Annotated in this window: 18 protein-coding genes and 2 tRNA genes; 8 read left to right on the top strand and 12 right to left on the bottom strand. The window is 67.3% G+C overall.

Annotated features, from left to right (window positions below; all coding sequences use genetic code 11):
• Positions 1–36 precede the first annotated feature (36 nt).
• The 4 genes from LC039_RS12645 (at position 37) to LC039_RS12630 (ending at position 2621) form a co-directional block, all read left to right on the top strand.
• Positions 37–261: a YdcH family protein gene (locus LC039_RS12645; RefSeq protein WP_092423670.1), complete on the top strand. Its 225-nt coding sequence runs from the start codon at positions 37–39 to the stop codon at positions 259–261.
• Positions 262–524: 263 nt separating this feature from the next.
• A complete protein-coding gene (proC, locus tag LC039_RS12640) occupies positions 525–1340 on the top strand; it encodes a pyrroline-5-carboxylate reductase (protein ID WP_226624713.1) in 816 nt (271 codons plus the stop codon).
• Entirely contained in the window at positions 1333–1671 is a 339-nt protein-coding gene (locus tag LC039_RS12635; protein ID WP_226624704.1) for a tRNA-binding protein, read from the top strand. The genes proC and LC039_RS12635 overlap by 8 nt, the downstream gene beginning before the upstream one ends.
• Positions 1668–2621 (top strand): 2-hydroxyacid dehydrogenase, encoded by a 954-nt coding sequence (locus LC039_RS12630; protein ID WP_226624702.1) that lies wholly within the window; start codon positions 1668–1670, stop codon positions 2619–2621. The genes LC039_RS12635 and LC039_RS12630 overlap by 4 nt, the downstream gene beginning before the upstream one ends.
• Positions 2622–2652: 31 nt before the next feature.
• Here the strand turns inward: LC039_RS12630 and LC039_RS12625 are convergent, their stop codons facing one another.
• Both LC039_RS12625 and LC039_RS12620 read right to left on the bottom strand, forming a co-directional pair.
• Positions 2653–3246, bottom strand: coding sequence for a thymidine kinase (locus LC039_RS12625; RefSeq protein WP_226624700.1), 594 nt, complete (start codon positions 3244–3246; stop codon positions 2653–2655).
• Positions 3247–3285: 39 nt separating this feature from the next.
• Positions 3286–4140, bottom strand: coding sequence for a glycosyltransferase family 32 protein (locus LC039_RS12620; RefSeq protein WP_226624698.1), 855 nt, complete (start codon positions 4138–4140; stop codon positions 3286–3288).
• Between the two features lie 137 nt (positions 4141–4277).
• Between LC039_RS12620 and LC039_RS12615 the strand changes: the two genes are divergently transcribed.
• Entirely contained in the window at positions 4278–5174 is an 897-nt protein-coding gene (locus tag LC039_RS12615) for a hypothetical protein (protein ID WP_226624697.1), read from the top strand.
• A 3-nt stretch (positions 5175–5177) separates the two neighbouring features.
• Here the strand turns inward: LC039_RS12615 and rimO are convergent, their stop codons facing one another.
• The 3 genes from rimO to LC039_RS12600 all read right to left on the bottom strand — a co-directional run bounded on the left by rimO (position 5178) and on the right by LC039_RS12600 (position 9323).
• A complete protein-coding gene (gene rimO, locus LC039_RS12610; protein ID WP_226624695.1) occupies positions 5178–6542 on the bottom strand; it encodes a 30S ribosomal protein S12 methylthiotransferase RimO in 1365 nt (454 codons plus the stop codon).
• Positions 6543–6751: 209 nt separating this feature from the next.
• A complete protein-coding gene (locus tag LC039_RS12605) occupies positions 6752–8533 on the bottom strand; it encodes an SLC13 family permease (RefSeq protein ID WP_226624692.1) in 1782 nt (593 codons plus the stop codon).
• Positions 8534–8717: 184 nt separating this feature from the next.
• Positions 8718–9323, bottom strand: a complete 606-nt coding sequence (locus LC039_RS12600; RefSeq protein WP_226624691.1) for a GcrA family cell cycle regulator — start codon at positions 9321–9323, stop codon at positions 8718–8720.
• 123 nt (positions 9324–9446) lie between these two features.
• Here LC039_RS12600 and LC039_RS12595 point away from each other — a divergent pair, with 123 nt between their 5' ends.
• Entirely contained in the window at positions 9447–10256 is an 810-nt protein-coding gene (locus LC039_RS12595) for an ABC transporter permease (RefSeq protein ID WP_226624689.1), read from the top strand.
• 82 nt (positions 10257–10338) lie between these two features.
• Here the strand turns inward: LC039_RS12595 and LC039_RS12590 are convergent, their stop codons facing one another.
• The 4 genes from LC039_RS12590 to dapF are packed head-to-tail and all read right to left on the bottom strand — an operon-like array spanning position 10339 to position 13770.
• Positions 10339–11043 (bottom strand): CDP-alcohol phosphatidyltransferase family protein, encoded by a 705-nt coding sequence (locus LC039_RS12590; RefSeq protein ID WP_226624687.1) that lies wholly within the window; start codon positions 11041–11043, stop codon positions 10339–10341.
• A 39-nt stretch (positions 11044–11082) separates the two neighbouring features.
• The gene (locus LC039_RS12585; RefSeq protein WP_226624686.1) at positions 11083–11709 is read right to left on the bottom strand and encodes an FMN-binding negative transcriptional regulator; all 627 of its coding nucleotides are present in this window, start codon (positions 11707–11709) and stop codon (positions 11083–11085) included.
• Between the two features lie 4 nt (positions 11710–11713).
• Positions 11714–12973 carry a tRNA (N(6)-L-threonylcarbamoyladenosine(37)-C(2))-methylthiotransferase MtaB gene (gene mtaB / locus LC039_RS12580; RefSeq protein WP_226624684.1) on the bottom strand — a complete coding sequence of 420 codons (1260 nt, stop codon included), beginning with the start codon at positions 12971–12973 and terminating at the stop codon, positions 11714–11716.
• A complete protein-coding gene (gene dapF, locus LC039_RS12575; protein WP_264179530.1) occupies positions 12970–13770 on the bottom strand; it encodes a diaminopimelate epimerase in 801 nt (266 codons plus the stop codon). The genes mtaB and dapF overlap by 4 nt, the downstream gene beginning before the upstream one ends.
• A gap of 213 nt (positions 13771–13983) precedes the next feature.
• Here dapF and LC039_RS12570 point away from each other — a divergent pair.
• Both LC039_RS12570 and LC039_RS12565 read left to right on the top strand, forming a co-directional pair.
• Positions 13984–14059: transfer RNA gene (locus LC039_RS12570), tRNA-Lys, on the top strand.
• A gap of 23 nt (positions 14060–14082) precedes the next feature.
• Positions 14083–14158: transfer RNA gene (locus tag LC039_RS12565), tRNA-Lys, on the top strand.
• Positions 14159–14399: 241 nt separating this feature from the next.
• Here LC039_RS12565 and LC039_RS12560 read toward each other — a convergent pair.
• Genes LC039_RS12560 through LC039_RS12550 form a run of 3 tightly spaced genes read right to left on the bottom strand, consistent with a single transcriptional unit; the run spans position 14400 to position 17526 of the window.
• On the bottom strand, positions 14400–15878 hold the full coding sequence (locus LC039_RS12560; protein ID WP_226624679.1) for an O-antigen ligase family protein: 1479 nt from the start codon (positions 15876–15878) through the stop codon (positions 14400–14402).
• On the bottom strand, positions 15875–16084 hold the full coding sequence (locus LC039_RS12555) for a hypothetical protein (protein ID WP_226624678.1): 210 nt from the start codon (positions 16082–16084) through the stop codon (positions 15875–15877). The genes LC039_RS12560 and LC039_RS12555 overlap by 4 nt, the downstream gene beginning before the upstream one ends.
• The gene (locus LC039_RS12550) at positions 16081–17526 is read right to left on the bottom strand and encodes a lipopolysaccharide biosynthesis protein (RefSeq protein WP_226624677.1); all 1446 of its coding nucleotides are present in this window, start codon (positions 17524–17526) and stop codon (positions 16081–16083) included. Before LC039_RS12550 ends, LC039_RS12555 begins: the two co-directional genes overlap by 4 nt.
• Positions 17527–17833: the final 307 nt, after the last annotated feature.

Raw genomic sequence — 17833 nt, 5'->3', positions numbered from 1 at the left:
TAAGACTTCCTTCCCGCAAGGCCTGAGGACACACCCATGAATGCGCCGCAAGACATCTCGATGAAGACCGAAGAGGTCTTGCGCGTGGAGCTGGAAGTCTTCCGGCGCGAGCACCGCGATCTCGACGAGGCGATCCTGGCGCTGCAGGAGCGCGGCACCGCCGATCAGCTGACGCTCCAGCGGCTGAAGAAGAAGAAGCTCTTCCTCAAGGACAAGATCGCCATGATTGAGGATCGGCTGACCCCCGACATCATCGCCTGACGCGCCCGGAAAGGGCAGCCGTCGCGGACTGCCACGCGCGAGCTCGCCCCAAATGACCGCCGGGGCATGTCGGGGCCATGCGCTGCCTCACCACATGGGGGAGCGCCGCAGGTCTCGCTGGTGACTGCAACTGCCGTTTTTGCCGGGACAATTGCCTCCTGTCGGCTGAGATGCGTTCCGATTTTCCGTCACTTTGCGCAGAGCGTTGCACGATCTGGATGGCGAGCGTATCACTTGCGGCAAAATCGACAGGAGGGTCCGACATGAAGGACGGTGAGCTGGCGCAGCGCGGTCTGGTGCTGCTGGGATGCGGGAAGATGGGATCGGCCATGCTGGAAGGCTGGCTGGGACGGGGCCTGCCGCCCGCGTCGGTCTGGGTCAATGATCCGCGCCCCTCGGAATGGCTGCAGGCCCAGGGCGTGCATCTGAACGAGCAACTGCCCGAGAGCCCGGCCATCGTGCTCATCGCGGTGAAGCCGCAGATGATGGCCGATGCGCTGCCGGTGCTGGCAAGCTACGGCAATGGGAGCACGGTCTTCCTGTCGGTGGCAGCCGGGGTGACCATCTCCACCTACGAGCGGATGCTCGGTGACAAGACCCCGATCATCCGCGCCATGCCCAACACCCCCGCCGCCGTGGGGCAGGGCATCACCGCCATCGCCGGCAATGGCAATGCCAGCGCCGCAAACCTGACGATGGCCGAGGACCTGCTCTCGGCCGTGGGCGAGGTCGTGCGGCTCGAGGGCGAGGGGCAGATGGACGCGGTGACCGGCGTCAGCGGGTCTGGACCGGCCTATGTCTTCCACATGATCGAATGCCTTGCCAAGGCGGGCGAGGCCGAGGGGCTGGCCCCCGAGCTCGCCATGCAGCTCGCAAAGGCCACGGTGGCCGGCGCCGGCGCGCTGGCGATGCAGGCCGCCGACGACCCGGCGCAGCTGCGCAAGAACGTGACCTCGCCCAATGGCACGACGCAGGCCGGCCTCGACGTACTGATGGACGAGGACAAGGGCCTGCCGCCGCTGATCCGCGCCACCGTCGGCGCGGCCGTGCGACGCTCCGAAGAGCTGGCCAATGGCTGAGATCAGCTACGACGACTTTCTCAAGGTCGACATCCGCGCGGGCAAGGTGGTCCGCGCGGAGCCTTTCCCCGAGGCCCGCAAGCCCGCCATCAAGCTCTGGATCGATTTCGGCCCGGAGATCGGCGAAAAGAAGAGCTCGGCGCAGATCACCGTGCATTACGCGCCCGAGGAGCTGGTCGGTAAATCCGTGATGGCCGTGGTCAATTTCCCGCCGCGGCAGATTGGCCCCTTCATGTCCGACGTTCTCGTTCTAGGTTTCTCCGACGAGACCGGGGCCATCGTGCTTGCGACCCCCGACAAGACCGTACCGCCGGGAGGACGCCTGCATTGACCAAGATCCTGATTGCCCGAAACCTGCCCGAGAGCGTTGTCGATGAGGCACGTGCCGAGTTCGACGTGACCTACCGCAACCGGCCCGATCCGATGAGCCGCGAGGAGATGCTTGCCTCGCTGTCGGACTATGACGGCGTGCTGATGACTCTGGGTGACAGCTACAACGCCGAGGTCTTCGCCGCCGCCGGCGTGCCGCGGGCAAAGATCCTCGCCAACTTCGGGGTGGGCTTCAACCACATCGACGTCGAAGTGGCGCGCAATGCCGGGGTCACCGTGACCAACACGCCCGGTGCCGTCACCGATGCCACCGCCGATATCGCCATGACGCTGATCCTGATGTCCTGCCGCCGCGCCGGCGAGGGCGAGCGGCTGGTGCGTATGGGCAGTTGGCAGGGCTGGCACCCGGTGCAGATGCTGGGCCTGCACGTGACCGGAAAAACCGTTGGCATCCTCGGCATGGGGCGCATCGGCCAGGCCATCGCGCGGCGCTGCCACTACGGCTTCGGCATGGAGGTGGCCTACATGAGCCGCTCCGAGAAATCGCTCGATCATCCGGCGACGCGCTACGACACGCCCGAGGAGCTGGCGGCCAATGTCGACATCCTCGTCACCGCCCTGCCGGGCGGCGCGCAGACGCATCACACGGTCAACGAAGGCGTTCTGGCGGCGATGCGCCCGCATGCGCATTTCATCAATATCTCCCGCGGCGACGTGGTCGACGAGGCGGCGCTGATCTCGGCCTTGCAGGACAAGCGCATCGCCGGGGCGGGGCTCGATGTCTACGAGTTCGAGCCGCAGGTGCCCGAGGCGCTGCGCGATCTCGACAATGTGGTGCTGCTGCCGCATCTCGGCACCGCCGCGCTGGAAGTGCGCGAGGACATGGGCCGCATGGCGGTGGCCAACCTGCGGGCCTTCTTCGCCGGGGAGCCGGTGCCGAACCCGGTCTGACAGCAGCAGACCCGGGCGGCGGCCGTCCGGGTCAGGCGCGCGCGGGGGTGTCGCCCATCGCCGCGCGCCAATGCTTGCGGCAGAGCGAGACATAGGTCTCGTTGCCGCCGATCTGCACCTGCGCGCCGTCGCTGAGCGCCTTGCCCGAACCGTCCTGCCGGATCACCATGGTCGCCTTGCGCCCGCAATGGCAGATGGTGCGCACCTCTCGCAGCGAATCCGCCAGCGCCAGCAGCGCCGCCGAGCCGGGGAAGAGCTGGCCGCGGAAATCCACCCGCAGCCCGTAGGCCATGACCGGCAATCCCAGATCGTCCACCACCCGTGCAAGCTGCCAGACCTGCTCCTCGGTGAGGAACTGTGCCTCGTCGATGAACACGCAGGCCAGCGGGGTCTTGCGGTGCGCCGCGGCGATCACCGCGAAGAGATCATCCTCTGCGCCGAAGGTCTCCGCCTCCTGTCCCAGCCCGATGCGCGAGCCGATGCGCCCGTGACCGGCGCGCGTGTCGAGCCGGGCGGTCAGCAGGAAGACCTCCATGCCCCGTTCGCGGTAGTTGTGCGCCGCCTGCAGGAGCAGGGTCGATTTGCCGGCGTTCATGGTGGAGTAGTGGAAATGCAGCTTGGCCATGGCCGTCTCTTGCACCAGCCCGGACGGGGGAGGCAAGGCTCAGGGAGCCGGATGCTCCGCCTGACCGAAGATCAAGTCGAGGTGCTTCTCGGAGGGCACGCTTTTCAGCGAGAGCTTCTGCATCGGCGCATCGAGCAGGCTGAGCAGCTCGCGGTCGGTCATCCGCGCATAGTCGCGCTTCCAGTGCCGCACCATCAGGTGGCGGTAGGAGGGGCGCTTGGGCACCTCGGCCCAGGCGGCGCGGAAGGGCTCGCTGCGGTGGAGCTGCAGGTCGAACAGGTAGTGCGGCCAGAAATAGGGGTGGACCGGGCGCTCGGCGCCGCCGCCGGGCTGCACCGACCACATGCGGTTCTTCGGCTCGATCACCCGCTTGCGGGTGTCGGCACGGCGCAACCCGGCAAGCCGGCAGGCCAGCGCGCCCTTGCCGCCACGGTCGAGCTCGCGCCTTGCGCTCTGCGCGCGGCGGGGGCGGTCCCAGTAGCCGCGCATCGCCTCGAGCCAGCCTCGGGTGATCGCATGGCCCGGCTCGGAGACGAGGAACCAGTTCTCAACCGGGCGGCGGCGGTAGGGGTCGTGGAAGGCGAAGAAGCCCGTGCGGGTCAGCGGCTCGAGCCAGTCGTCGAGCGGCGCGCAGGGGATGGTGCCGCAATCGACGTAGACGCCGCCCTTCCGGTCGAGGTCCTGCACGCGGAAGATGTCGCCGCGGCCCTGCAGCGTTGCGGGCACATGCGTCAGACCCAGCGCGCGAAAGGCCGCCGCCGCGTCGCTTTCGTCGGCGATCTCCAGCGACCAGCCGGGGTTGAGCCGCGCCCAGGCGTCCCAGCAGCGTTTCACGATATCGGGCGCGCCGGCCTCGCCCTGCGCCCAGAACATGGAAATGCGTCGAACCGTCATGCCTGCCTCGTGCCCCCATACGCCCGCCCTGTTGCGCAGGCTGCGCAACTTGGTCAAAAGGAAACTCACCCGGCTTAGCCCGGGCACCGGCCCCGCGCAAGCGGCGCATCCCCGGCCGCGAAGAATGGAGATCAGCCTTGTCCCTCGCCCTGATGAAACTGCGCGCCATCGTCAAGTACCGCCGGATGACGCGGTCCCTGCGCAAGACGGTGCGCCGCATCGAGCATGACAGCAGTGGCATTTCCAACGAGTTCGACCGGGCGCCGCTGCAGCGCGAGGCGCTGCTGCCGCTGATCGGCAGCGCGCCGGTGCATGCGGGCGAGACGAGCGAGATGGCGGTCTACTCGACCTACTGCGGGCCGCTTGGCAGCTTCACTTACGACAGGAACAACCGGCCCAAGAACTGGCCGCATTACTTCGTGTCGAACAACCGCAGCGCGCTGGAGATCGTCGAGGGGCTGGGCTGGAAGCCGATCTTCCTCGACCTGCCGGTGTCGAAGAACCCGGTGCTGAGCGCGCATCAGGCCAAGGTGGCCAAGGCGCTGCCGCATCTCTTCCCCGATCTCGCGCGGCACCGCTTCCTGACCTACATGGACGACAAGCGGCGCATTCCGCATGGCGATCTGGAAGGTCTCCGCGACCGGCTGGTCGAGGCGGGCGGGGCCATGGCGCTGCGGCTGAGCCCGCATATCGAGGGCAATATCCTCTGGGAGTTCACCGACTCGCTGTTCCAGGACCGCTACCGCGAGCAGGCGCACCAGATGCTGCGCTACACGCTGGCGCAGATGGAGGCGGGCAAGACGCTGGAGACGGACCGGCTGTTCACCACCAACTTCATCCTGCGCGACATGGCGGATCCGCGGATCGCGGCGCTGAACGAGCGCTGGTATGACGACATCCTCGCCTGCGGCATCGATTGCCAGCTGGCCTTTGCCTTCCTCGCGCAGGGCGAGGCGGCGATCGTCGACCTGCCGGCGCCGCCGCGCAAGAAGTATCTCGGCAAGAAGATCGCCGCGCCCGAAGGCGCGGCCTGACGCTCAGACCAGCCGGCCCCAGAGGTCGTATTCCCCGGCCTCGTCGACCTCGACGGTGACCATATCGCCGGGCTTGAGGTGCTCGAAGCCCTCGTCGATGAACAGGTTGCCGTCGATCTCCGGCGCATCGGCCTTGGTGCGGCAGGTGGCTGCGTCCTCGTCGACCTCGTCCACCAGCACCTGCAGGGTCTGGCCGACCTTGGACTCGAGCTTGGCTTCCGAGATCGCCTGCGCCTTCTCCATGAAGCGCTCCCAGCGGTCCTGCTTGACCTCTTCGGGCACATGGTCCGGCAGCGCGTTCGAGCGCGCGCCCTCGACGTTCTCGTACTTGAAGCAGCCGACCCGGTCGAGCTGCGCCTCGTCCATCCACTCGAGCAGCGTCTGGAACTCGTCCTCGGTCTCGCCGGGGTAGCCGACGATGAAGGTCGAGCGCAGGGTGATGTCGGGGCAGTCGGAACGCCATGCGGCGATCTCGTCGAGCGTGCGCGCGGCCGCGGCGGGGCGTGCCATGCGCTTCAGGGTCTCGGGGTGGGCGTGCTGGAACGGGATGTCGAGATAGGGCAGCACCAGCCCCTCGGCCATCGCTGGGATCAGCTCGCGCACGTGCGGGTAGGGGTAGACGTAATGCATCCGCACCCAGGCGCCGAACTGGCCCAGATCACGGGCGAGCGAAAGGATCGGGAATTTCTCGTCCCGGTCCTTCCAGTCGGTGCCATAGGCCGAGGTGTCCTGCGAGATCACCAGCAGCTCCTTCACCCCGGCCTCGACCAGTTTCTCGGCCTCGCGCAGCACCGCGCGCTGCGGCCGCGAGGTGAGCAGACCGCGCATGTCGGGGATGATGCAGAACTTGCACTTGTGGTTACAGCCTTCCGAGATCTTCAGGTAGCTGTAGTGCCGCGGCGTGAGCTTGACGCCCGAGCCCGGCAGCAGGTCGACGAAGGGATCGGGGGAGGGCGGCACGGCACCATGCACCGCGTCGAGCACCTGCTCGTACTGGTGCGGGCCGGTGACCGCCAGCACCTTCGGGTGGGTGCCGGTGATATATTCGGGCTCGGCGCCGAGACATCCGGTGACGATGACCCGGCCGTTCTCCTTCAGCGCCTCGCCGATCGCCTCGAGGCTTTCGGCCTTGGCGCTGTCGAGAAAGCCGCAGGTGTTGACGATCACCGCGTCGGCGCCCGAATAGTCGGGCGAGATGCCGTAGCCCTCGGCGCGCAGCCGGGTGAGGATGCGCTCGCTGTCGACCAGCGCCTTGGGGCAGCCAAGCGAGACCATGCCGATGGTCGGCTGGCCGTCGCGGCGGGTTTCCGTGACGCGGGCGCGGGCAAGGTCGGGGCGAAGATCGGGCGGATTCTGCATGGGCGGCATATACGCGCTCTCACGGCGTCCGAAAAGGGTGGTTGCACGACGCGCGCCAATCCGCGCCGCCGCGCCTGCGGAGGGGATGGGATTTGCGTATTTCGAAAGAGAAGAAGCCGGGTACGCCACCCGGAACGTCTTCTCTTTTCAAATACGCAGGGGGTGAGGCGCGCAGCGCCGAGGGGGCAGCGCCCCCTATCATTTCTTGTGGTACATCCTCAGCCGAACAGCCAGAGGATCCCGGCGCAGGCGGCGAGGGCCGCCACGAGGTTCATCGCCAGCCCGATCTTCAGGAAGTCGGAGAATCGGTAGTTGCCGGCGCCGTAGACCAGCGTGTTGGTCTGGTAGCCGATCGGCGTGGCGAAGCTCGCCGAGGCGCCGAACATCACCGCAATCGTGAGCGCGCGCGGATCCAGCCCGGTGCTTTCGGCAAGGCCGATGGCGATCGGGGTGAAGACCACGGCGACGGCGTTGTTGGTGACGGTCTCGGTGAGCAGCGAGGCCAGCAGGTAGACCGCCAGCAGCGCGAAGAACGGCGGAAGCCCAGAGATCGGCGGCGCCAGCCAGCCCACCAGCAGGTCGACCGCGCCGGTGTTCTGCAGACCGAGGCCGACCACCAGCATGGCGAAGATCAGCACCAGCACCGAGCCGTCGACCGCGCCCCAGGCCTCGTCGGCGTCGATGCAGCGCAGCACGAGGATGGCGGCGACCGCGAGGATCGACAGCGTCGCGATGTCCATCAGGCCGAGGGCGGCAAGGGTCACCACGGCGGCCAGCGCCGCCAGCACCAGCGGCGCGCGGCCGCGGCGGAAGGCGCGGCCGGTGGGGCGGCTGACCGAGACCAGCTGCGCCTCGTCCTCCAGCGTCTGGAAGGCGCTGGAGGGCCCTTCCAGCAGCAGCTTGTCGGCCGGGCGCAACCGCACCGAGCCGAGGTCGGGGCCGGGGTTGTGCTCGTGTCGATGCGCGCCGAGCACCCGCACCCCGAAGCGCCGGCCCAGCGACATGCTGCGCAGGCTGCGGCCCAGCGAGGACTTGCGCGGCGAGACCACCACCTCGACGGTCACCAGTTCGCCCTCGGGCGGCTCGCCGCGGCGCAACCCGATCTTCAGCCCCGGATCGTCGTGCAGGGTGAGCAGCTCGGAGGTCGGGGCGCGCAGGATCACCGTGTCGCCCTTTTCAAGCACCTGCTCCTCCAGCGGCGCGGGCAGCGGGCTGCCCTTGCGGCGCAGGCCGGTCACCCGCACGCCGCTGCGGTTGAGCGGCGCGATCTCGGAGAGCGGCTTGTCGGCGTAGGTCTCGTCGGCGAGCACCGCCTCCGACAGGAAGGTGGTCTCGCCGAGCATCTGCTCGGGGTCGCTGGCGGCGCGGTCGGGCAGCAGCAGCGGGCCGAGAATCGCGAGGGTCGTGCCGCCCGCCAGGGCCACCAGCAGGCCGACCGGGGTGATCTCGAAGATGCCGAAGGGGGCAATCCCCTGTCCGCGTGCCACGCCATCGACCAGCAGGTTGGTCGAGGTGCCGATCAGCGTGCAGGTGCCGCCGAGGATCGCCACGTAGCTCAGCGGGATCAGCAGCCGGGTCGGGGCCTTGCCGAGCGCGGCGGCGAGGCGGATCACGACGGGGATCAGCACCAGCACCACCGGCGTGTTGTTGACGAAACCCGAGGCGACCAGCGTCACCCCGAGGATCACCATCAGCGCGAGGCCGGGCCGCTCCTGCGCCTGGGAGATCACCAGGTCCGAGATCGCCTCGAGCACCCCCGTGCGCACCAGCGCGCCGGAGAGCACGAACATCGCCGCGATGGTCAGCGGCGCGGGGTTGGAGAACACCGAAAGAAGCTGGTCGGAGCCGACGTAGCCGAGGGCCACGAAGAGGGCGGCAAGCCCGGCGGCGGGCACCTCGGGCGGGTAGAGCTCGAGCATGAAGACGACGAAGAGGCCGAGGATCAGCCCGAGGGCGATCAGGGAATCGTAGTCGGCGATCTGGGAAACGAGGTCTGTCATCACGGTTCACTCTTGCGTCTGTCACAACGCTGGAGTGTGGAAGGAGGTTGCGCAACCCCCTGCGCTTCTGGCGGAAATCGGCCGGGGATGGGGCCGGGGCAGGCAAAGAAGGATGGGGGCGGGGCCGGCAAAAAAAACCGCCCGGGCCGGAAGGCGCGGGCGGTTTGAAATCTTGCGGGGTGGTTCAGCGGCGGCGGTCGCGGCGCGAGGACATCGGCTGGAAGGCCACGCCCACGTGGGCTTCGCAGTAGGGCTTGCCCTGCTGCACGGGCAGGCCGCAGAACCAGAAGTCGTCGGTCGCCGGGTCGCCGACCGGCCACTTGCAGGTGCGCTCGGTGAGATCCATCAGCGACAGCTTCTTCGCCTTCTTCTCGATCTCGGAAACCTTGGCCAGCGCCTCGGGGCTGATCTCGTTCGCCGAGGGCTGCGGCGGCAGCGGCTGGCCGGCGGGCACGATCGGCTTGCGCGACGGGCCGAGCGGGGCCGGGCGAGTCTCGACCGCCGTTGCGGTCTCGCGCGCGGGCTCGGGGGGCGGGGCCGGCTCGGCCTTGGGCGCGGGCTTGGCCTTGGCTTCCTTGGCGGCGGGTTTGGCTTCCTTGACCGGGGCCGCGGGAGCGGCAGGGGCTGCGCCGCCTGCGGGGGCGGTGCGGTTCGACAGGCCGAGCCGGTGGACCTTGCCAATCACCGCGTTGCGGGTGACGCCGCCAAGTTCCTTGGCGATCTGGCTGGCCGACTGGCCCTCGGCCCACATCTTCTTGAGAAGCTCGACGCGCTCATCCGTCCAGGACATGTACGATCCTTGCTTGAGAAAAAGCGGCCCGTGATCGAGGGCCGCCTGAAAATTCCATCAGGGGCCCTATTGTAGTCATCGGTTGCCGAGTTACAAGCCGGACCCAGACGGAAAGGAGACCTTATGGACAGCCAAGCCCGCTTCGAGCCCGGTGCGCGCCGTTTCGGCGCCGTGAACTGGCTCGGCCTCGCCACGCTCTGCCGCCGGGAAACGCAGCGCTTTCTCGCGGTCTGGACGCAGACGCTTCTTGCGCCGCTGGTCACGGCCGGTCTGTTCCTGGTGATCTTCACCATTGCGATAGGGCCGACCCGCGGCGAGGTGATGGGGGTTCCTTTCACCCGGTTCATCGCGCCGGGCATCCTGATGATGACGGTGATTCAGAATGCCTTTGCCAATACCTCCTCGTCGATCGTCATCTCGAAGGTGCAGGGCAATATCGTCGACACGCTGATGCCGCCGCTGGCGCCCTTCGAACTGGTGATCGGCTATCTTGCCGGGGGCATTGCCCGCGGCCTCGTGGTGGCCTGTGCCATCCTGGCGGGCCTTTGGGTCACCACCGGGCTGGTGCCGGCGCATCCGCTGATCGTGCTCGGCTTCGTGTTCCTCGGCGGGGCGTTCCTGTCGGCGGTGGGCATCGTGGCGGGACTCTTCGCCAACAAGTTCGACCAGATGGCGGCGATCACCAACTTCATCGTGACGCCGCTCGCCTTCCTGTCAGGCACGTTCTACTCGGTCGAGGCGCTGCCGCCCGGGCTCTACGAGATCACCCATTTCAACCCGGTCTTCTACCTGATCGACGGGGCGCGCTACGGCGTGCTGGGCGTGTCCGACGCGAACCCGGCGCTCGGGGCCGCGGTGGCGATCTTCGCCACGCTGGTGGTCTCGCTGATGGCCTGGGGGCTGTTCCGCACCGGCTGGCGGCTCAAGGCCTAAGGGGCCGCCCTCGCCGAAAATGAAGAAGGGGGCCCTTGGGCCCCCTCTTTTTGTGTCCGGTCCCGGGGCGCGCCGCGACGCCTCAGGCGCGCTCGCGCACCCGCTGCGGAAAGACCTGCTGCGCGATGCCCGCGAAGAGCAGGTAGACCGAGGTGACCACGAGGCCCCAATGCGCCCAGCTCTGCGGGTGGAAGTCGACCCAGGCGGCCCAGCCGGCGAAGAAGGTCCAGGCCAGCGCGATGGGCAGCGACAGCGACCGCCAGCGTTCGGTGCGCACCGGGTGGATGAACTTCAGCGGCAGGAACATCGCCACCGCGAGCAGGGTCACCAGGGTCAGGATCACCCAGAAGTTCGGCTGCAGGGCGAAGAGCACCAGCACCAGCATGTTCCAGCAGCCGGGGAAGCCGTGGAAGGAGTTGTCGGTGGTCTTCATGCGGCTGTCGGCGAAATACATCGCCGAGGCAAAGGTGATGATGATGATCGCGATCCAGCCGGTCCAGCCGGGCAGCAGACCCGAATGGAAGAGCGCGAAGGCCGGGATGAAGACATAGGTCAGGTAGTCGATGATCAGGTCGAGCAGCACGCCGTCGAAGCGCGGCGAGTTGGCCTTCACGTCGTACTTGCGGGCGAGCGGGCCGTCGACGCCATCGACGGCAAAGGCCACGACCAGCCAGAGGAACATGATCGACCAGTCTTCCTGCGCGGCGGCAAGCATGGCGAGCATGGCGAAGACCGCGCCTGTGGCGGTCAGCAGGTGAACGATGAGAGCGCGGGTTTTCAGGGTCATGCCGCCTGACATGACCGATCTGCGCGCGCCTTGCAATCATCACGCCTCGTCGGGCGGGGGATCCTGCATGAGCGTGGCCAGTGCGCCGAGCTCCTGTCCGAAGCCGGATTCAAGCGCATCGGCGGCGGCGCGGCGCATCTGAACGGTCTTGTTCTGCGAGAGCTTCCAGGTGCTGTCGATCTCGTCGATGTGCAGGCGGAAGGGCAGGATCATGCGCTGCAGCTTGGCGCGGACCTCCGGGTCCATCTTCTCCATGGTCCAGGGGGTCTTCGGCGCGAGTCGTCCCTCGAAGGCGGCGCTCTGCGCGGCGAGCAGCGGGTCGATCTGGTCCTGCGGCAGCGGCTCGAGCCTGCCGGTCAGGTGCACGGCGACATAGTTCCACGTCGGCACCTGCCCGGGGTCGCCGTACCAGTCGGGCGAGATGTAGCCGTCGGGGCCGCTCACCGCGAGCCGGGCCGGAAGGCCCGCGCGGGCGGCGCGGCAGATCGGGTTCGAGCGCACGAGGTGCAGATCGGCGTAAGCGGCATCCTCCGACAGCAGGAAGGGCACATGCGACAACAGCGGCGCGCCCTCGGCGCTGACCGCCAGCGTGCCGAAGCTGCGGGCGCGCAGCAGTTCGAGGCTGCGGGCCTCCTCGGTGCGGCGGAAGATCGGGTTCGGATGCACCGTGTCAGGCCGTGAGCTGCGCGCCGCGGATGCCGGTGATCGTCGCGGTGACGATGGCGCCTTCTGCCTGCGGCGTGTCGAAGAGCACCTCGGTGAACTGCTCGGTGCGACCCATCTCGGGGCTTTCCATCAGGATGTGATGGGTGCGGCCGGGCTGCGCGGCGAGGTGGCGCTCCACCGCGGCCTCCCCGGCGGCGCGCAGGCGGGCGGCGCGCTCCTTGATGACGGTGCCGTTCACCTTGCTCGGGATGCGCGCGGCGGGGGTGCCGGGGCGCGAGGAGTAGGGGAAGACGTGCAGCCAGGTCAGGTCGCACTCCGCGACCAGCTTCAGCGAGTTGGCGAAATGCTCTTCGGTCTCGGTCGGGAAGCCGGCGATGATGTCGGCGCCGAAGGTCATCTCGGGGCGCAGCTTGCGCGCCTCCTCGCAGAAGCGGATGGCGTCGTCGCGCATGTGGCGGCGCTTCATGCGCTTGAGGATCAGGTCGTCGCCGTGCTGCAGCGACAGGTGCAGGTGCGGCATCAGGCGCGGCTCGGTGGCAATGGCCTGCATCAGGTTCTCGTCGGCCTCGATGGAATCGATCGACGAGATGCGCAGGCGCGGCAGGTCGGGGATCAGCTTGAGGATCCGCATCACCAGATCGCCGAGGCGCGGTGTGCCCGGCAGGTCGGCACCCCAGGAGGTGAGGTCCACCCCGGTCAGCACGACCTCGTTGTAGCCCTGCTGCACCAGCCGCTTGATCTGATCCACGACCACGCCGGCGGGGACCGAACGGGAATTGCCGCGGCCATAGGGGATGATGCAGAAGGTGCAGCGGTGATCGCAGCCGTTCTGCACCTGCACGTAGGCGCGCGAGCGGGTGCCGAAGCCGTCGATCAGGTGGCCGGCGGTCTCGGTCACCGACATGATGTCGTTGACCATGACGCGCTCGGTCTCGCCGATGAAGCCGTTCGACAGGCGCGACCAGGTCTCGGGCGCCATCTTCTCGGTGTTGCCGACCACCGCGTCGACCTCGCCCATGGCGGCGAAGCTGTCGGGATCGATCTGCGCGGCGCAGCCGGTGACGATGACCTTGGCGTCTGGGTTCTCGCGGCGCAGCCGGCGGATCTCCTGCCGGGCCTTGCGCACGGCTTCGGAGGTCACGGCGCAGGTGTTCACGATCACCGCGTTTTCCATGCCGGCCTGCGCGGCGAGATCCTTCATCGCCTCGGTCTCGTAGGCGTTGAGGCGGCAGCCGAGGGTGGTGAACTTGGGTGCGCCGGTCACGAGACCATCTCCAGCCAATCGTGGGTGAAATGCCCGTCGAAGACATGGGCGGTGGGGCCGGTCATCCAGACGCCGTCCTCGCGCCAGTCGACCTGCAGCGTGCCGCCGTCGAGCTCGATGGTCACGCGGCGCCCGGTGAGGCCGCGGCGTGCGGCGGCGACGGCGGTGGCGCAGGACGAGGAGCCCGAGGCTAGCGTGAGGCCTGCGCCGCGCTCCCAGACCCGCATGCGCAGGTGGTCGGGGCCGATCAGGCTGGCGACCTGCACGTTGGTGCGCTGCGGGTAGAGCGGGTGGTGCTCATGCGCCGGGCCGAAGGTCTCGATGTCCACCGCCTCGGCATCCTCGACGAAGAAGGTGCAATGCGGGTTGCCCATGCCGGTGGCGGTGGGCTTGCCCTCGATCGGCAGCTCCAGCGTATCCATTTCGGAGGCGAGCGGAATCTCGTGCCAGTCGAGCTGCGGCGGCCCCATGTTGACCGAGGTCAGCCCGCCTTCGGCATCACGGGCGAAGAGCGTGCCGCGCTCGGTGGTGAGCGTCAGCTCGGTCTTGCCGGTCTCATCCATCAGGAAACGCGCGATGCAGCGCGTGGCGTTGCCGCAAGCGCCCGCGGTCGAGCCGTCAGCGTTGTAGAAGGTCAGATGCGCATCGCCGCTGCCCTGCTCGATGATCGCCAGCTGGTCGAAGCCGACGCCGCGGTGGCGGTCGGCGATGGCCATGGCGAGGGCAGGGGTCATGGCAATGGAGCGCGCACGCGCGTCCAGCACGACGAAGTCGTTTCCGAGCCCGTGCATCTTCATGAAGGGCAAAGTTTGTGCGCGCGTGTGTTTCATCCGGGCGCATATACGCTTCTTGACGGTACGTTTCCAGCCTGCGTTGCGCGGGGCAGCCTTGCTGCGAATGCATGCACCGGCGAGGGGCGGGGCCGGGGCTGCGGGAGAAGTTCGGCAGAATTGTCATTTTTCCGCTTGACCCCCCACGCCACAGTTCCTAGAAGCCGCCCCACACACAGTGGGCCGTTAGCTCAGTTGGTAGAGCAACTGACTTTTAATCAGTGGGTCGCAGGTTCGAATCCTGCACGGCTCACCACTGTGTTAAAGTCCCGAGAGAGTGGGCCGTTAGCTCAGTTGGTAGAGCAACTGACTTTTAATCAGTGGGTCGCAGGTTCGAATCCTGCACGGCTCACCACTCCGGACTGTTTCCCCTGACATATCAGACCCATGTCGCCGGGCCCCTTGGGCCATTGCGGCGCATCGATCCTGCCTCGCGCGTTCTTTTTCGCGTGGCGAATCTGTGCAGACGGCGCCGCGCCGACCCGTCTGGGATCGGGCGCAGGCGAGCTTTGGTCGCTCGCGAACATTTTCGTTGCGGGCAGTGGGATGCCTGTCTCGGCCGGCCATGAGAGATCGGGCTCTTCCCGCCGACTCGCTCAGCGAGACGGTGGCGGGAAGGGGTGCACAACCCGTCGGGTCCGGAACTTCAGGGCCGGGTGATCCGCGTAGATGCAGCGCATGATCATGTAGGATTCGGCGGCGAGCGAGACGACGTACCACAGGAACCGCGGGATGCCGTCCTGCAGGAAGGTCATCGCCGCCATGTAGCCGACGAAGGCGCTGCAAAAGGCGATCATTCGCCTTGCCATCAACTCGTCTCCGGCGCTGCGCGCGATGGCCGCGCTCCGGAAGAAGCTCACCGCGCCGAAGAAGGCGAAGGCGAGGAACAGGACTAGTCCGATCAGCCCCTGCTCGGTGAGAAACTCGAGGTAGAGGCTGTGAGTCGCGCGCCCCTCGCCACGGAAGATCAGCCCGTTCTCGAGCGCGTTGTTCTGGTAGTGAAGCCGGAAGTTGCCCAGACCGACGCCGAACCAGGGGTGTTCGTTGAACAGGTTGTAGGCGACGGTCCAGCTGGCGAGCCGACCCTCGGTGCTGGTGTCCTGCGCCGCGCCCTCGGCGGCGGTGCTGAAGATGCTGGTGAAGCGCTCGATCACCCGGTCGCTGGCCAGCGCCCCGGCAAGGATCACCACAACCCCGGCAATCGCCGCGACGGCGAGGAACTGTTTGCGGGTGAAGCTGGTGCTCAGCACGATCAGGCCCAGCGTCAGGCCGATCAGCGCGCCGCGCGACTCGGTGATGACCAGCCCGGCGATCAGGATCGCGGAGGCCAGCGCCCAACAGATCATCGTGACGGGGCCGCGGGCGTTGAGCAGGTGGAACAGCCCCAAGGGAAGGGTGAAGACCACGATGGCGGCAAAGAAGTTCGGATCGAACAGCATGCCCGAGAAGCGGCCCGAGCCATCGGTGAAGCGCGAGAAGCCGTGGAATCCGGTGGGCGAGTCGCCGAAGACCATCTGGTACAGGCCGAGAAAGCAGATCACCACGATCGGCAGCGTGGCGGCGAGTGCCACCGTCTCGAAGCCGCGCTTGTTGTTCATGAAGGCCAGCGCGAGGATCGCCACGATGGCTTCCTTCAGGAAGTCGATGGAGAGCGCGATGCTCATTTCCCAGCGCATGGCATAGGTGGCGCTCAGCAGCTTCATGGCGAAGACGATCGACAGGCAGCAGATGGCGACGCGCGGCACGTAGGGCAGGTCGCGATAGATCGCGTAGCGCGCCGCAAGCAGCATGAAGAGCCCCGGGGCGGTGATCTTGGCGAGGGAGGGGGCGCCGAACGCGATGATGAGATTGTCGGAGAGGTTGGACATGATCATCACGATCAGTCCGGCGAGCGCGATCATCGGAAACCGGATGCCGACCGCGAAGATCAGCAGCGCCACGGGCAGCGCCATCATCAGCGAGGTGCGTCCCGAGAGCACGAAGCTCACGGCCAGTGCGAACAGGCCGCTGAGCAGGATGATGCCCCAGCCGCGCCAGTCGAAGCCCTTGCGGGGCGGGATGGTCGACTCGCTCATTCCTCCGGCCCCCGGTGTCGGGCCGGCGCTGCCGGGTCGCCCCTGTGAAAGGCGCCGCGCAGCTTGTGCGCGCTGCCGACGAGGTTGCGTGTGGCCTTGGTCAGCGGCACCCATCCTGCCGAGTTACGGCGGCTCTGGCCGGGGCGGGTGCTCGAGAAGGCGGGTTCCGCGCGCACCGCGCTTCTGGGGTCTCGGGGCGATGTCATGCGCGTCTCCTTTTCAGGATGAAGCGCTGCCCCGCGGTGAAAACTCCCGGCAGAACCAGCCGCAGGGCGACGAGGTAGGTGGCGGCAAAGGCGGCCGAGCCGGCCATGAGGCGCAGCAGCTCGGAGCCGGTGTGCAGTTGCAGGGCAAGAAAGGCAGCCAGCGAGGCGCTGCCGGCGCAAAGCAGCGCGGGACGCAGGGCGGTGGCAATCTTGCCCGCGGTCACATCCATGATCCGCTTGGTGGCAAGGTAGATCGGAATGAACCGGACGAAGGCCATCACCAGCTGCGCCGCGGCGACGGCGGTGATGCCGAAGGGCACGGCGGCGGCCAGCAGCAGGATGAAGATCGGCAGGTTGAACAGCGCGGCCCGGAACATCAGGTCGGTGCGGCTCACCGCCTTGAGCAGCTCGCCGGGCACCATGTTCAGCGTGCTGACGGCCAGCGCCGCGGCGATGAACTGCATGGGCGCGACCATGTCGTACCACTTTTCATTGTAGAGGACGTGCACGGTCGGCTCGGCGAGCACGGCAATCGCCGCGCCGATGCCGAACATCAGCAGCGCGCAGTAGCGCAGCGCCTGGTAGTAGTATTTCGCCAAGTCCTCGGGATGGGTCTGCATCTTCGACATCACCGGGTGCAGCACCGTGCCCGCGACCGAGGTGAAGCTCTTGATCGCCAGCTCGGGGATTCGATAGGCGATCGCGTAGACCCCCAATGCCGCCGGACCGAGGAACTTGCCGACCAGAAGGTTGTCGAGCAGTCGCGGCGTGGCGTTGATTGTCTCGGCGCCGATCAGGTAGGAGCCGAAGCTCATCACGTAGCGCACGGTCGGCCAGTCGGGCAGGGCGCTGGGCCTCCAGGGGCGGATCCAATACAGCATCAGCGTGCCCATGAGCGAGCCGGCCACATAGCCGATGACCAGCGCCCAGACCCCGAAGCCCATCATTGCCAGCACGATCGAGGTGAGACCCTTGACCAGCCCCTGTGCCACGTCGGGCACCATCTTCTTGCGAAGGTTGAGCTCGCGGAACAGCAGACTGTAATGCACCGAGCCGAGGGCGCGGATCACCAGCACCAGGCAGATCGTGCCCAGGAGCGGCTGCAGATCGGGGGCTTCGAAAAGCCGCGCGATGCCGCCGGATCCCCACCAGAGGAGCAGCGCCATGACACTCGAGGTGAACAGGGCGCAGAAGAACACCGCATTGGCGGTTTCCTCCTGCCGGTCCTTGACCGAGATCAGCGCGGCTCCGAGGCCGAACTTCGAGATGATCTCGAAATATCCCATGATCGCCAGGCAGATCGCCATCAGGCCGAATTCGCCGGGATCGACGTAGCGGGCAATGATGATGACCGCGACGAAGTTCAGGAGCTTGGTGGATGTGAAGGAGAGGTAGGCCCAGAACAGGTTCTTGGAGGTGGCCTTGCCGGGAGAGAATGCCATGCAGCAGAATCCTCGAAAACATGAGGAGGGAAAAGAAAATACCGGCCTGAGAAAATAGAGGGCCAGGAGGAAGAATCGTGGTCAGTCTACGGCCATCGCGTCGCGGGGCAAAGGGTTAAACCGTTTCGGCGGGATCGCCGCACAAGTTTGACGCGATTTGCACGCGAACGGGCTCACTTGATCGTGAGCGCCCCCTGCGGGCTCTGCAAATATTGCCGCAGGGCAGCGCGGGTGCTACAGTTGTATCCCGAACGGGATTAATTTCGCTTCTTTTTACATTTTCTTTTTACCGACGCCGTTTGGTGTC

Source organism: Alloyangia pacifica (assembly GCF_020524285.1).
GTDB classification, from domain to species: Bacteria; Pseudomonadota; Alphaproteobacteria; order Rhodobacterales; family Rhodobacteraceae; genus Salipiger; species Salipiger pacificus_B.
Note: the sequence above shows the minus strand (reverse complement) of the source record. Positions and strands in the feature narration are given on the sequence as shown.

Coding starts and splice junctions, on each gene's coding strand:
- LC039_RS12595 (WP_226624689.1), top strand. CDS start 9,447: ATGGACAGCCAAGCCCGCTTCGAGCCCGGTGCGCGCCGTTTCGGCGCC.
- LC039_RS12590 (WP_226624687.1), bottom strand. CDS start 11,043: ATGACCCTGAAAACCCGCGCTCTCATCGTTCACCTGCTGACCGCCACA.
- proC (WP_226624713.1), top strand. CDS start 525: ATGAAGGACGGTGAGCTGGCGCAGCGCGGTCTGGTGCTGCTGGGATGC.
- LC039_RS12625 (WP_226624700.1), bottom strand. CDS start 3,246: ATGGCCAAGCTGCATTTCCACTACTCCACCATGAACGCCGGCAAATCG.
- LC039_RS12555 (WP_226624678.1), bottom strand. CDS start 16,084: ATGACATCGCCCCGAGACCCCAGAAGCGCGGTGCGCGCGGAACCCGCC.
- LC039_RS12605 (WP_226624692.1), bottom strand. CDS start 8,533: ATGACAGACCTCGTTTCCCAGATCGCCGACTACGATTCCCTGATCGCC.
- dapF (WP_264179530.1), bottom strand. CDS start 13,770: ATGAAGATGCACGGGCTCGGAAACGACTTCGTCGTGCTGGACGCGCGT.
- LC039_RS12600 (WP_226624691.1), bottom strand. CDS start 9,323: ATGTCCTGGACGGATGAGCGCGTCGAGCTTCTCAAGAAGATGTGGGCC.
- LC039_RS12620 (WP_226624698.1), bottom strand. CDS start 4,140: ATGACGGTTCGACGCATTTCCATGTTCTGGGCGCAGGGCGAGGCCGGC.
- LC039_RS12635 (WP_226624704.1), top strand. CDS start 1,333: ATGGCTGAGATCAGCTACGACGACTTTCTCAAGGTCGACATCCGCGCG.
- LC039_RS12550 (WP_226624677.1), bottom strand. CDS start 17,526: ATGGCATTCTCTCCCGGCAAGGCCACCTCCAAGAACCTGTTCTGGGCC.
- LC039_RS12645 (WP_092423670.1), top strand. CDS start 37: ATGAATGCGCCGCAAGACATCTCGATGAAGACCGAAGAGGTCTTGCGC.
- LC039_RS12560 (WP_226624679.1), bottom strand. CDS start 15,878: ATGAGCGAGTCGACCATCCCGCCCCGCAAGGGCTTCGACTGGCGCGGC.
- rimO (WP_226624695.1), bottom strand. CDS start 6,542: ATGCCGCCCATGCAGAATCCGCCCGATCTTCGCCCCGACCTTGCCCGC.